Below are 14,115 nucleotides of genomic sequence, written 5' to 3' on the forward strand. Positions count from 1 at the left end.
GCCAGGACCAGTTGGTTTTGGCCTTTCCTAAATTATTTTTCATAATATTGTAATAAGTAAGATTTATGATTCTGTTAGTAAATGCAATAGATCATAATGAAAGCGCTGGGGAGGTGGTAACGACACTTCCCTTTTGCTTTATACTATCATGGTGGTGTACTGTTTCTTATCATAGTTATAATTTGGTTTTTATATAAATTGATTGTTTACTTAATTATAAGCTTCCGATTTGCTTGAATCTCCGCTTTCACGCCAGTGTTCTGGTTTAGAAAATCTAGAAAAGTAGACAGCTTCACTCCTCGGCTCATTTTACCTGCAAGCTCAATTTTCGGAATCGCTCCCTCGTATTGAATATCCAGATCATACCATCGACCAATAATGCGCATGCATTCGTCAAAACTTAATCCACTGAGATTTAATACGCCATCTTTCCAGGAAGACGCGAGATTAGCATCGACGTTAAAAGTCTCGATCTGTTTATTCTTCTGATTCAGTATTGCCTGCTGGTTTGGCTTCAAAATTTGATTATTGACATTTAATGAACCAGAAACAAGGGTAGTCTTGGCAAAGGGTTCATCCTCGTAGGCATTCACATTGAAGGAGGTTCCTAGAACTTTAATATCTTGTCGTTTAGAATGGATAATGAAGGGTAAGTCCTTATTCTTCTTTACTTCAAAATATGCTTCTCCTGTCAGTTGAACATTCCTATTTTTTATATTGAAGTCAGAAGCTACAATTAATCGGCTTGCAGCATTCATCCAAACTTTCGTCCCATCGCTCAGTACCATTTGGTATTGGCCTGCACGCGGTGTAATTAGTTGGATTTCTTGCGCATGTAGCTTTGTTGGATCAGAGCCATCTAGGTAAGTAAACGCAGAGTCAGAAAGTACCACACCTGACTTCTCCCCGTCCAATACAATTTCCTTTCCGTCAATAAGCATTACCGCGGCATCTCGTCCGGGAGAGACATCGATTTTCTTCATAACGACCTCTTCTACCATAGGATCCTCATTCTTCCAATAGAATTGATAGGATATGATTCCAAAGACGAAAACAATACTCGCCGCTACGGAAATCCAACGTCCCCAATTTATTTTCTTTATGCTTTGAACAGGTGTTTCCTGTTTTTCTGAATTTTCGGCTATTGTTTGCTGAATTGAGCGCTGCAGGAGTGCAACTCTTTCATTGATAAAGCTGTCCATCTCGTTTAGATTATCATCCTGCGTTGTTGGTTGAGAAAAAAGATTCGTCAACTCCTCTTCCGGCAAACCAGATAAAAGTCTAAAAAACTCCTCATAGTCCTTCAGTTCTAGATTATTTTGCAAATAAAGATGCAAAAGCTCTTCAAATCTTGAATTAAATGTATTCAATGAAAATATGTTTATAATGGTCACAGACCTACTGGCCTTTATACTATATACAAGCGAACCTTAGAAACACACTATCAGAAAAATGATTTATTTTTAAAATTGAATGAAAATGGCGATTAAAACACCGACGAGATACTCTTCTGTGTAATTTTTAACGATAAAATTTCGAATGTCATGGACTGCATTTACCAATTGATTGCTCACCGTAGAAACAGAAATCCCTAGCATATCAGCGACTTCTTTGTAACTCTTTCCCTCTACTTTACAAAACAATAAGATTTCACGACGCTTGGGGCTCAGTGTCGCAATGGCACGATCAATTATCTCTAATTTCTCCTTATTGATTAGTTTCTCTTCAGAGTGAAGATAATAGGAAATGGAACTTGCCCATATCTCAGATTGCAAGACCTTATCTCGATTGATTTTTTTGATAAGGTTGATGGCTAAATTGCTCGCAATCGTGTATATAAAAGTCTTAAATCCGCGATCAGGCTCAATCTCTTCGCGTAAATTCCAGACTTTAACAAATACCTCTTGTAACACTTCTTCCACTAACTCGGGACTTTTTAGAAACTTCAGTAAATGAGCATACAGTTGCGGGGAATAATACATATAGAGACTATTGAAGGCCGGCATACTTCCCGCTTTCAGCTCTCCTAAGAGTAATTTAACGTCAATTACAGCAGCATTACTCATTATATTGCTCAAGTTAAATTAAAGTTCTATGTGTGTATTATTTTCTAGAATTGGCTAGGGCTAGATTGTTGAACCTCATTACAACAATTACTAATCTCGGTCAAATTAGTACTAATTTCTAATAATTCCAATTAAGGGGATTTAAATCTAGAGGATATAGACATATCCAAATAGGTTTTAGGATATTCAAACGTTGCTTTTTCGTCGGAATGGAAACTTAGCGTCGTCGAGCGAAGATCTCAATCATTAATAAAAAGAGCTATACCCTTCGGTATGGCTTATTATGCTTAGTTCTTACAATGTTTATGTGCGTCAAAGTTGGGTTACCACCATTCAGCGATTGGCAGCTCGTAGAATGTCAAGTCAATTGCCGGCTGCCAAGGTGCCATTGCAAATGACCAACTCTCAGGAATATTGTCCGACCTTCGACTTATGGATTGATCTCCCCATTGATACTCTACTTTGTATTCGCGATCATTATATCTTATTGTACCAAATAAACAAGGCGTCGACCCTCCTGAAACACCATTGGTATACATGATTGCTTTTCTAAATACAACTTGCTGACCTGCGGGAATTTTTGCAATATAAGTGACGTCAGGCTTTGGTATTTTCAATCTTCCCTGGAGATTAGTAAAGTTATGTTGATACTGATCTGTCATAATATTTGGAAAGTCATCATTTGTTGAAAGTTCTTCGTCGAATAGCTCTACATCACGTAAAAGTGTCTGAGGCTTATTCAAAATGGCTTGAAACGGCTCTTCCTTTTGTAAACTGGTGGACTTTGTTTTAACGGTCATGTAAAGTAAAAAGCAGAACAAGGATATTCCTCCGAAAATTTCAAGGAGTGCAATTTTCAATACTCGAGCACCTGTTATTTCCTTCCGCTGTTTCATCATTTATTTTTTATCGGTAAAATGAAACTGCATAAGACCATCATTTGATTTTAAACGGATATTATAGCTCACCTGTTCATCAATCTTCATCTCTGTCCCCTCCTCTTCAAAATCTGTAGAGTTCATCGTTGTCGGATCCTGATGATGTGTTTTCATTTCTTTACTCATAGCAACTTTCAGATTACCATTTGTATTTTCAAGTATCTTAAACCATCCGAAGCCACCTTTTATTGCCACACGTTCACCCTCTTTATATTGTTCAAATCGCCCAAAGTAAACATCATTAGCCTCAATGGGCAGTTCTAATGGCCGAGGGGCAATTGCTTCTTGATTTACTGGCTTTAAGAACGAATCGTAAGTTAAATAAGCAAAAAAGCCGACAAAGAACAAGAGCATCACATACCCGAAAAAGTTAACCTTAAAGCGATAAGCTGCCGCAGGAACTTTAGCCTCTTTCTCGCGTGCAAAGGCTTGCATTTCATTTGTCCAATATTTCTTAGCGATTCTTTTATTCGTTAAGGTATCAATGTAAAACGCTGCTGTATCTTTCGATCCAGCGGAGAAAAATGCTGTATTGGTATAGGTTCGCATGAAAGCTAAAACCATCGGGTTACCTGGGTTTACAGGGTTGTTAAATTGTTCTGCTGAGAATGCCGCCTCTTCGTGATGTTGAATTGAAAAAAACATAGATTAATATTTAAATACTATTCATTGACCCATCCATTGGATCAAGTTTATCTAATTCAAATTTAAGGAGCATGAATTAGCAAAACTAACACAGCACTGACGGAATTATATAATTGTGATAGTCACACAAAAACATTAAAGCACTATTTACCAAAAACTTATACAGATTCGCCTTTTAAATAATCTAGAAACTGTGAAGGCGTAACACCGGTACTCTTCTTGAACGCTTTGCTAAATATACTATGTGAAGAAAACCCAGACACTTCTGCTAAATAGCTGATTTTATACTGCTCAAACTTAGGTTCATTCTTAATGCGTTCAATGATATAGCGAATGCGGAGACCATTGATATAATCATTGAAATTCATTTCTTTATACGTATTGATAATTTTAGACAGCGTAATGGTATTCGTTCCTAAATAACTAGCAAGGTATGACAAGCTCATTCGGCTATCTACAAAAAGGTCACCATGTTCAAATTGGACTAACTTATCCAATAGCTTATGGGTCTTATCATCTATTTCATCCTTGATAACAACATTGGATTCCTCAGCTTGTGGTCTTCCCTTTTTCATCGGCACAACTACAGCCTCTTCGCCCTCCTCGAGCTTATCCATATATTCCTTGATCTTAGCCTTACTTTTCTTATTCTCCGCTAATTGATAGAAAGTAAACAACAATAAACCAACGATTAATACACTGACTCCCACCAAACTATAGCGAAGGACATAGTTGGTATTACTCTTATCTTTAATATCTTCCTCAAGTTTATGAACCTCTAAATTATTGATGAAGGAGTTGACGAAGTTCGACTTCCGATTATCATTTAAAGCAGCATCTTGTTCTATAAAGAGCTTGGAATATTCCATCGCTTTATCCGTTGCCCCTAGCTCTTTACTTGATAGGTAGGCATATCGCAGTGCTTCCATTTCAAAATCTATGTAATCTGCAACAGCGATCTTCGAATGAATTGCAATCTCCGATTGCTTTAATGCCTCATGGAAATCTCCGTATTGATAGTTCGCAATCGCTAGAAATACGCGTGCTTTATATTGAAATTCTTTATAATTATGCGTGTCTCCGAGTCTTATCACCTCTTGGAGATAGGGAATTGCTAATTTGAACTCCTTTGTAAAAAGATAATACTGTCCGAATGCTAATTTAAGCATAACAGTCCCCGTATAAACATCATTTGGAAAGTTCTTCTCTATTATTTCTTTTGAAACTTTAAGGTATTTCTCCGCTTCCGCGAAATTCTCTTGCATGGTGTAACCATTGGCCATGTAGATAGAAAGTATCGCACGCGCCATCTTCACATAATTCAAATCACTTGCTTCGAGCACGTCTTTCTTTGCAGACATGAATGCAAGCAAATCAGTATAGTTCTTTAAGTTTTGTTCCGTGAATAACTCGAATTTTCCGCTTAAGTAGTAGAAGTAGCTGTATTCGACATTCGCTAGAATTTTCTCCACTCCTTCAGGTAGTTTAGCAATTAATGGCTGCGCATTTTCAAATACTTTTTGACTCTGTTTGTATTTCTTTTTTCGGTTATAAGCCTCAGCGATAGATAGCTGAGCAAGCATCTGATTCTCGGTATCATTGTTTTTTTTAGCTAAAGAGTCCAGCCGAGTATAGTATAGAATTGATGAATCCAGTTTACCTTCTGTAATCAATAGCCTTCCAATCTCTTGATAGAGCATTTTAAATTCATCGACTGATAGCTTTCGTTTCTCTAGGTATTCCAAATAAAAGGTACGGTGCGTATGGAATGCTTTATCGAAAAGTTGTTCGTTGGAGTATTTTGCTAATGTATCGACCGTAGTACCTGATGGCTGCGCAGTCGCTCGAAGCAAATAAGCATAATAGTATATATATAAAGCAATAGCATCTAATTCTCATGCACCGGGAATAAATTAAAGGTAAAAGGCCTCTTTAATGGAAATTACAAAAACTATAGCCAATATAGTGCCATGATTAGTCATCTGATCGCTGAATCATCTTATTAAAAACATGTGTTCTAACATGTAAACCTCAATATTATAAGGTTTTAAAATCCGGGCATCCATTTAGATCAATTGGCATGAGCAATTACTGAAGTGATCATCAGCACGATCGAATAAAGACTCTCGATCATCTTCCATCGCATCGTAAAATCTAACAGCCTACACAACAAGAAGCTACATCCATCGTTTTATAGAAAACACCCAAGAGATCACGTTAGCTTATTTTAATGCGCATGAATAATTTTTTCATACTCACAGGCGGTCCAGGAGTCGGTAAGACAACCTTACTACGGTCCTTAGAAAAGGAAGGCTTTTCTATTGTTGAAGAGGTTGCTCGACGTATTATTCAAGAGGAAGTTCAAAAACGAGGTGATGCACTACCTTGGGCAGATAAAACCAAGTATGCCGAACGCATGCTTAGGGGATCGATTGAAAGCTATGCACATCAACAGGTGACCTCTCCACATAATATTACATTCTTTGATCGCGGAATACCGGATACGTTGGCTTACGCTCAAATGGAAGGTTTAATACTTTCCCCTGAGCTGTTTGAGCAAAGTAATGAATATCGATACAATCCTATCGTCTTTATCCTCCCCCGATGGGAAGAGATTTATCAAATCGATCAGGAGCGAAAGCAATCTTGGGAAGAGGCGTTGAAAACGTATCATGAAATTCAAGACACCTATCTTGCACATCATTATCAGCTTATCGAGATTCCTAAAGCTAGCGTTGAAGATCGACGCGACTTTGTTATGAGAACGATTGTTGCAACGATGCGATTGAAGAATAATGCTTAGCGTTCAACGATCTTAAAACGCGAAAAGAATTCTTATGAAGTCGCGCTACAATTAGCGCCAAACGAAAACAATTATATTTTGCTATGTGTTAAATTTAACTATATTTATATGATGATACATGTAGCCTGTGCCCTGATAGAGAAAGATAATCAAGTTTTGATTTGCCAACGTTCAACGGAGATGAAATTACCCCTTAAATGGGAATTCCCTGGCGGCAAGCAAGAAGAAGATGAATCCTTGGAAGAATGTTTAGTTCGTGAAGTCGATGAAGAATTAAGTTTACAAATAAATATTCATCGCCCCCTAACGAAGGTGGAATACCATTACCCCGACTTTTCACTAACGCTATATCCCTACTTATGTAGTATTAAATCCGGAGAGCTATCGAAAAATGAGCATGAACAAGCAATATGGGTTGATCAAGTTGATTTATGGAAGTATGACTGGGCAAATGCCGATCTACCCATCATCGAAGAATATATTCGAATCGTAAGACAAACAATATAAAAAAACTGAAGCCCTTAAAAGGCACCTTCTTCTGTTTTATAGCTTTTGCGATTCCATTACTGTTTTCATTTTTGAGTTTTAAGCAGTAAGTCTATATTTTGTGGTTTTAACGCTCCTGACTCCAATTTTTATCGTATATAGTGTTTTATCGCTATAACCATTTCGAAACAAGACATCGTTTGCCCACTTTTTTGCCCATTTTCTGAGGTTATGAGCAATGGCCATCAAACCGAACTCTACAGCGACTTTCTCCAGTCCTTTCATCGTGAACCGGGTAAACTTGTTGTTGCTTTTCATCTGACCGAAAACAGCTTCCACTTCTATGGGTCGCTTGCTTCGATGGTACATTCCCTCTTCTGATAGCAGTCTTTTTCGGGCTTTAGCCTTGAGCTGATCAAGCCTGTGGTTCACTTCAATAATACGATTGCCTTTTGCTTTATGGCACCCACTGCGCATTGGGCAGCCTTCGCATCGCTGAGCCTGATAACAGCTTACCCGGGCAGTATATCCATTGGTACTAACTCTGGTTGCATGACCGATATAGCTGAGCTTCTGTCCGGCCGGACATACATAATAGTCATCTTGCTGGTTGTAATACAGATTCTGTACCGAGAAAGGATCCTGTTTATGCTTGCGCTTCTGTTCCACATGAAAGTAATTGTACTTGACAAAGGCAGTTATGCCCTGTTTTTCCATCAATTCATAGTTCTGTTCACTACCATAACCGGCGTCTGCTACAAGCTGTTCGCTTTGTTTTCCGTAATGGGACTCAAAGCCTTCCAAATGTTCCGGCAGGGTTGTGGTGTCGGCAGTTGTTTGATGGATGCTGTAATGGGTGATGAACTGATCTTCGGTGCTGATTTGGGTATTATAGGCTGGCTTAAGCTGGCCATTCTTCATGTGGTCCTCTTTCATTCGCATAAACACAGCATCGGTATCGGTCTTGCTATAACTATTGCGATCTCCCAGTACTTCCAGTTGCTCTTCATATTTCTCTAGTCGAGGCAAATAGTCCTCTTCAAGTTTCTTAAGCTGCTTATCAGTAGATTTATTGGCTCCTTTGAACTTGGCATTGATCGCTTCGATCTTTTCCTTCAACCGACTGCTATCAATGGCCTTGCTAACTTCTTGATGCCCTAATGAAGATTGGTCTTGGGCGATCTGAGCCTCGATTTCCGAAAGAACCGAAGCAATGTTTGCTTCTAGCTTTACCTTATTCTTCTCGACCGATTTCTTCCAAACGAACGTATAACGACCAGCGACCGACTCGATCTTGGTACCATCAACATATTGAACTTTCAGGCTAACATACTCCATATCATGCAGCATACGAACGATACTTGCAAACAGCTCTTGTATCTGTCCTTTAAGACGCTTTCCTCTGAAATAATTGATCGTACGATAATCAGGTGTGCTATTGCCCGAAAGCCACATGAAATGGATATTCTCTTGTAAGGCGCGCTCAATTTTTCGGCAAGAATAGATATTGCTTAAATAGGCGTAGAACAGCACCTTAATGAGCATTCTAGGGTGAAAACTAGTGGTGCCTCCGCCTTTATACTGACGGATAATATGATCTAGATCCAACTGATCAACAACCTGACTCACCAACCGAACCGGATGGTTCATTGGAATACGATCTAAAATATTCTCAGGAAATAGACTCGGACTATTGGATGGAAGCGCTTTGAATTGTATGTTTGCCATATTGTTTTTTTGGGTGCACCTTAAGATACAAAATCTTAAGGACAAAAAAACAGAAAAACCCCGCCATTTTTTAATGACGGGGTTCTTTCTTTAAGAGACCTTTTTAGACAGCCCCTTTTTTTATAGATATTAGATGTTAGATGTTAGATGTTAGACATTAGAACTAGATTGGCGAAAACATGCTGACCTATCAAATTGAAGCAATTTATATCCTTACAATGCTTGCACTAAAATGATAGACAAGAGTCTAAAATCTAATGTCTAATATCTAACTACTAACTAGACAACTAGATTGGCGAAAACATGCTGACCTATCAAATTGAAGCAATTTATAACCTAACAATGCTAGCATAAATGATCGCCAAGAGTCTAAAATCTTAAATCTAATGTCTATTATCTAACTACAAACTAGACAACTACATCGGCAAAAAGATAATGACCTATCAAATTGATCCAATTATTAATCTAACAGCGCTAGCGTTTTAATCATCGCCAAGAGTCTAAAATCTAATGTCTAAAATCTAATATCTTATATCTAATCCCTAATACCTAATCCCTAAACTCTAGTTTCCAAAAGCCTTTTCAAAGCTATCTCATAGCCTCTAGAGGAAATCTCGGTCTTCTTCTGCGGATCTGCATCATAAATTGCGCTTAGCGCCTTATAAATAATTTCTGACACATCGGAAAACAGGGCATCATCACTAATCTCAATATTAGGTTGCATGAGGTATGCAAATACTCTCGCCATTCCACAATTCGCAATAAAGTCAGGAATTACCGCAACATGTTGGTCTGCATATTCCATCACAGGTCCATAGAATATCTCTTTATCGGCGAAAGGAACGTTCGCTCCTGAAGCAATTAATTCGAGTCCATGTTGCACTAAAGTATTCACCTGATCCTTAGACACCAATCTAGAAGCCGCTGCGGGAATAAAGATATGAGCGCCCAAATTCCAGATACGATTATTAATCTCATCAAAAGGAATGAGATGTTCAGCTGTTAGTGCATTTCCCTTTCGCGAAAGGAATAGATCTGCGATTTCCTTTTCCGAAAACCCCTGTTCATTTATCAAGCCTCCAACTCGGTCAATAATTCCAACGATTTTAACCCCTAACTTGCTGAGGTAAAAAGCTGCTGCTGCTGCAACATTACCCCAACCTTGGATAATCGCCGTCTTCTCCCCTATATCACCTGCAAACAAACTGTAGAAATGCTTTACAGACTCCGCAACGCCATAACCTGTAATCATATCAGCGACTTTATACTTGCGCTTTAATTCAGGACTGTAATTGGCATCCTCGAGCACTTTCGACACACCATACCGTAGCTGTCCAATTTGATGGATACGACCATTCTCCCGCACGTCAAAATGACCACTCAACACACCTTCCTGGGGATGCCATAAGCCATATTGCTCTGTTAGCGGAATAACGTCAGTAATCTCATCGATATTTAAGTCGCCACCGGTTCCATAATAGTTCTTCAATAATGGGGTTACCACCTTAAACCAGCGATCCAATACTTCTTTCTTACGAGGATCTGTTGGATCAAAATTAATCCCTGACTTTGCGCCCCCAATAGCAGGTCCTGAAACAGTAAATTTCACCTCCATTGTTTTTGCAAGAGATTCTACCTCATTGCGGTCAAGCCCTAGACGCATACGCGTTCCTCCTCCCGCAGCACCACCGCGAAGAGAATTTATAACAACCCAGCCTTCAGCACTCGTCTCTGGATCTTTCCACTCAAACACAATCTCAGGACGCTTCTCTTCGAAAGCTTTCAATAATTCTTTCATGCTATTTCAACAAATATTATAGGTTTCCTCTTTTTTCTTGTTCACGTTCAATAGCTTCAAATAAGGCTTTGAAGTTGCCAGCACCAAAACTCTGTGCACCCTTACGTTGAATGATTTCATAAAATAAAGTCGGACGATCTTCAACAGGCTTGGTGAAAATTTGTAATAAATAACCCTCTTCATCACGATCGACCAAAATCCCTAAATCCTGAATAATCTTAATTTCCTCGTCTATTTCACCAATTCGTTCTGGCAACATTTCGTAGTATGTTTCTGGAGGTGCTCCTAGAAACTCAACGCCGCGAGCTTTCAATGCCTTCACTGTGCTGACAATATCATTTGTTGCAAGTGCAGCATGCTGTACACCTTCGCCCTCATAAAACTCCAAATACTCCTCGATTTGCGACTTCTTCTTGCCCTCCGCAGGCTCATTAATAGGAAACTTCACATAGCCATTTCCATTGCTCATCACCTTACTCATAAGGGCTGAGTACTCCGTATTAATTTGCTTATCATCGAAGGATAGGATGTTAACAAAACCCATCACTTCCTCATACCATTTGACCGTTTCATTCATCCGTTCCCAACCTACATTACCAACGCAATGATCAATATAAAGCAAGCCGGTGGCCTCTGGATTATATTCTGACTCCCAGGCTTGATAACCCGGCATAAAGACTCCTTGATAGTTCTTGCGCTCAACGAACATATGTACCGTCTCACCATAGGTGTAAATACCTGCAGTTCGAACCTCACCAAAAGCATCTTGCTTAATCTCTAATTCTTGATAAACTTTAGCCCCACGACTTACTGTTTCATTAAAAGATTTCTCAGCGTCGTCAACCCAAAGGGCTAGGATTTTCACGCCATCACCATGTTTCTTTACGTGTTCTGCGATGGGATGATCCGAATTTAAAGCCGTTGTTAAAACTAGACGTACCTTATTTTGTCGAACCACATAAGAGGCGCGATCACGAACTCCAGTTTCTGGGCCAGCATAGGCTTCCGATTGAAATCCAAATGCTGTTTTGTAATAATGTGCGGCTTGTTTTGCATTGCCGACATAGAATTCAACATAATCTGTTCCGTTGATAGGAAGAAAATCCTGCGCTAAAGCAATCTTTTCTGCAAATGTCTGTGCCATAATAATAGTTTATATAAGTGTCGTATGTGTTTAACTTAACCAGGAGATGTAATAATCAGGATCCTCAATCTCCAAAGCTTCTTTGGTAAGCTTCAGCGGTCTAAAAGGATCAATCATCACAGCCAACTCGTCTGTCTTTGTTTGCCCAATACTCTTTTCTACAGTACCAGGATGAGGCCCATGCGGGATACCCCCTGGATGTAATGTAATCTGTCCCCTTTCGACCGATTTGCGACTCATAAAATCACCATCAACGTAATAAAGTACTTCGTCGGAATCTACATTGCTGTGGTTATAAGGTGCTGGAATAGAGTCTGGGTGGTAGTCATACAATCGAGGGCAAAAGCTACATAGAACGAAGGAATTCGTCTCGAATGTCTGATGAACGGGTGGTGGCTGATGCAGCTTACCTGTTATTGGCATAAAATCATGAATTGAAAATGCCCATGGGTAATGGTATCCATCCCAGCCTATAAAATCAAAAGGGTGGCTTCCATAAACGTAAGGATATATTAATCCTTGCTTTTTGATTCTTACTTCAAAATCCCCAAACTCATCATAGGTTTTAAGATTTTGAGGACGCTTTATATCGCGTTCATAATATGGAGCATGCTCCGCAAGCTGACCAAATTCGTTTCTGTACCGCTTTGGCGTACGGATGGGTTCAAAGGACTCTACGATAAATAATCTATTGCTAGAATTATCGAAGTGCAATTGATAGATTACGCCGCGAGGAATAACAAGGTAATCTCCATATTGAAAAGGAATTTCCCCATAGCCAGTTTTCAAAACACCCGAACCCTCATGTATAAAGATCACTTCATCAGCTTGGCTATTTTTGTAGAAATAGTCGTCCATGGAATTAGTAGGTGCTGCCAAGGAAATGTGCAAGTCATCGTTGACTAATACAGGCACGCGGCTTTCTAGATAATCAGCTTTTGGTTTTACTTGAAATCCTTTAAGGCTGGTATGTTTTAGATGTTTATCTCGAGCGATTGTTGGCGACACATCATAAGGCTCACGTATCTGTTTAACTAAGGTCGGTGGATGACAATGGTATACCAGTGCATAGGTACTGGAGAATCCATGTGTTGAGACCAATTCTTCCGCATAGAGCTCTCCATTAGGCTTTCTGAATACGGTATGTCGCTTCGGGGGAACTTGCCCCAATTGATGATAAAGTGGCATAATTAAAAAGTTTTATGAATTGATTATTCTTCTGATTACAAACAGTAACAGATTTGATTTCTCTTGGAACGAAAGGAAGATAACTTAGTATTGGTCGAAAACCACATCTGCAATTAACGCCTTAGTGAAAGGCATCATCCCTTTTGGAGGAAAGACTATTATTGCTTTACTGATGTTCATAAATGGTTATTGTACTTACTCAAATATACAGCATTTTATTTTATATTTACATCGTCAAACAGAATAAATCTTTTATTTAACAAGTCATTTTCAAATACTTAAGAAATAAAGGAACCAATTGTAAATTTTAAACTATCGACAATATTCCGTTATGAAAATCATAACATATCGAGTAAAAAATCAAGACTCTTTAGGTCTTATCCATGAAGATTCTATCATCTCTGTAAAAGACATCGATGAAAATCTGCCACAGCAGATGGAAGCCTTGCTTCAATCCGGTCCTGAAGGGCTCGCAAATCTGCAGCTCGCTTTCCAGAAACATATCGAACAAAAAGATTGGGCTATAAATAGCCTTTGCTTTGACGACGTTGAAATTCTTGCTCCAGTTCCGAAGCCCAACTCATTTCGGGATGCTTATGCCTTCCGGCAGCATGTAGAAACCTCCCGTGCCAATCGCGGATTAGCCATGATTCCTGAATTTGATGAATTCCCTGTTTTCTATTTCTCGAATCATCATGCAATCAACGGCCCCGGGGCTGTATACGGAATGGACGAACATTTTGATAAAATGGATTTTGAATTGGAAGTCGCTGTTGTTATCAACAAAGCAGGAAGAAATATTAAAGCCGCGGATGCTGACGATTATATCGCCGGGTATATGATTATGAATGATCTAAGTGCGAGACGACTGCAAATGGACGAGATGAAGTTAAACTTAGGACCTGCCAAAGGCAAAGACTTTGCGACAGCAATAGGCCCCTATTTAGTTACAAAAGACGAGCTCGCGGCCTATCTTGTCACAACTCGAGAAGGACATGTCGGAGAAACCTACGACTTACAGATGACGTGCTCTGTAAATGACATTCAAGTTTCCAATGGCAGCTTAGCAAGCATGCATTGGACCTTTGCTGAAATTATAGAACGTATTTCCTACGGCGTAAACATATACCCTGGAGACCTCATTGGGTCAGGTACTGTAGGTACAGGATGCTTCTTGGAACTCAATGGAACCGGTAAACGTCAAGATCCCAATTATCGTGAGCAGTGGCTGCAGCCAGGCGACCAAGTATGCATGGAAGTAACCGCATTAGGAACTTTAACAAACACCCTACGCTTAGAGAAATATTAGATAAGAAAAG

Annotated in this window: 11 protein-coding genes and 1 pseudogene; 3 read left to right on the plus strand and 9 right to left on the minus strand. The window is 39.3% G+C overall.

The features are described from left to right. Nucleotides 1-206 precede the first annotated feature (206 nt). The 5 genes from GFH32_RS11335 to GFH32_RS11355 all read right to left on the minus strand — a co-directional run bounded on the left by GFH32_RS11335 (nucleotide 207) and on the right by GFH32_RS11355 (nucleotide 5,502). Nucleotides 207-1,325, minus strand: a complete 1,119-nt coding sequence (locus GFH32_RS11335) for a FecR family protein (protein ID WP_160366905.1) — start codon at nucleotides 1,323-1,325, stop codon at nucleotides 207-209. Nucleotides 1,326-1,463: 138 nt separating this feature from the next. After that, nucleotides 1,464-2,078, minus strand: coding sequence for an RNA polymerase sigma factor (locus GFH32_RS11340; protein ID WP_160366904.1), 615 nt, complete (start codon nucleotides 2,076-2,078; stop codon nucleotides 1,464-1,466). 311 nt (nucleotides 2,079-2,389) lie between these two features. Next, entirely contained in the window at nucleotides 2,390-2,965 is a 576-nt protein-coding gene (locus GFH32_RS11345; RefSeq protein ID WP_160366903.1) for a hypothetical protein, read from the minus strand. Beyond that, nucleotides 2,966-3,649, minus strand: a complete 684-nt coding sequence (locus GFH32_RS11350) for a hypothetical protein (protein ID WP_153511716.1) — start codon at nucleotides 3,647-3,649, stop codon at nucleotides 2,966-2,968. Between the two features lie 158 nt (nucleotides 3,650-3,807). Further along, a complete protein-coding gene (locus GFH32_RS11355; protein WP_153511717.1) occupies nucleotides 3,808-5,502 on the minus strand; it encodes a helix-turn-helix domain-containing protein in 1,695 nt (564 codons plus the stop codon). 383 nt (nucleotides 5,503-5,885) lie between these two features. Here GFH32_RS11355 and GFH32_RS11360 point away from each other — a divergent pair, with 383 nt between their 5' ends. Together GFH32_RS11360 and GFH32_RS11365 are read left to right on the plus strand one after the other, a co-directional pair. Beyond that, nucleotides 5,886-6,452: an AAA family ATPase gene (locus GFH32_RS11360; RefSeq protein ID WP_153511718.1), complete on the plus strand. Its 567-nt coding sequence runs from the start codon at nucleotides 5,886-5,888 to the stop codon at nucleotides 6,450-6,452. Between the two features lie 108 nt (nucleotides 6,453-6,560). After that, complete coding sequence (locus tag GFH32_RS11365) at nucleotides 6,561-6,959, plus strand: (deoxy)nucleoside triphosphate pyrophosphohydrolase (RefSeq protein WP_228384118.1); 399 nt, start codon at nucleotides 6,561-6,563, stop codon at nucleotides 6,957-6,959. Between the two features lie 186 nt (nucleotides 6,960-7,145). Here the strand turns inward: GFH32_RS11365 and GFH32_RS11370 are convergent. The 4 genes and pseudogenes from GFH32_RS11370 to GFH32_RS11385 all read right to left on the minus strand — a co-directional run. Continuing rightward, a pseudogene (locus GFH32_RS11370) lies at nucleotides 7,146-8,666 on the minus strand (IS1182 family transposase); the annotation flags it as partial. A 556-nt stretch (nucleotides 8,667-9,222) separates the two neighbouring features. Next, complete coding sequence (locus GFH32_RS11375; protein WP_153511719.1) at nucleotides 9,223-10,464, minus strand: Glu/Leu/Phe/Val dehydrogenase dimerization domain-containing protein; 1,242 nt, start codon at nucleotides 10,462-10,464, stop codon at nucleotides 9,223-9,225. 16 nt (nucleotides 10,465-10,480) lie between these two features. Next, nucleotides 10,481-11,608 (minus strand): 4-hydroxyphenylpyruvate dioxygenase, encoded by a 1,128-nt coding sequence (hppD, locus tag GFH32_RS11380; protein ID WP_153511720.1) that lies wholly within the window; start codon nucleotides 11,606-11,608, stop codon nucleotides 10,481-10,483. A gap of 30 nt (nucleotides 11,609-11,638) precedes the next feature. Further along, complete coding sequence (locus GFH32_RS11385; protein WP_153511721.1) at nucleotides 11,639-12,796, minus strand: homogentisate 1,2-dioxygenase; 1,158 nt, start codon at nucleotides 12,794-12,796, stop codon at nucleotides 11,639-11,641. A gap of 331 nt (nucleotides 12,797-13,127) precedes the next feature. Between GFH32_RS11385 and GFH32_RS11390 the strand changes: the two genes are divergently transcribed. Then, the gene (locus GFH32_RS11390; RefSeq protein ID WP_153511722.1) at nucleotides 13,128-14,105 is read left to right on the plus strand and encodes a fumarylacetoacetate hydrolase family protein; all 978 of its coding nucleotides are present in this window, start codon (nucleotides 13,128-13,130) and stop codon (nucleotides 14,103-14,105) included. Nucleotides 14,106-14,115: the final 10 nt, after the last annotated feature.

The organism is Sphingobacteruim zhuxiongii (assembly GCF_009557615.1).
GTDB lineage: Bacteria > Bacteroidota > Bacteroidia > Sphingobacteriales > Sphingobacteriaceae > Sphingobacterium > Sphingobacterium zhuxiongii.

Coding starts and splice junctions, on each gene's coding strand:
- GFH32_RS11345 (WP_160366903.1), bottom strand. CDS start 2,965: ATGATGAAACAGCGGAAGGAAATAACAGGTGCTCGAGTATTGAAAATT.
- GFH32_RS11350 (WP_153511716.1), bottom strand. CDS start 3,649: ATGTTTTTTTCAATTCAACATCACGAAGAGGCGGCATTCTCAGCAGAA.
- GFH32_RS11360 (WP_153511718.1), top strand. CDS start 5,886: ATGAATAATTTTTTCATACTCACAGGCGGTCCAGGAGTCGGTAAGACA.
- GFH32_RS11365 (WP_228384118.1), top strand. CDS start 6,561: ATGATGATACATGTAGCCTGTGCCCTGATAGAGAAAGATAATCAAGTT.
- GFH32_RS11375 (WP_153511719.1), bottom strand. CDS start 10,464: ATGAAAGAATTATTGAAAGCTTTCGAAGAGAAGCGTCCTGAGATTGTG.
- hppD (WP_153511720.1), bottom strand. CDS start 11,608: ATGGCACAGACATTTGCAGAAAAGATTGCTTTAGCGCAGGATTTTCTT.
- GFH32_RS11385 (WP_153511721.1), bottom strand. CDS start 12,796: ATGCCACTTTATCATCAATTGGGGCAAGTTCCCCCGAAGCGACATACC.
- GFH32_RS11390 (WP_153511722.1), top strand. CDS start 13,128: ATGAAAATCATAACATATCGAGTAAAAAATCAAGACTCTTTAGGTCTT.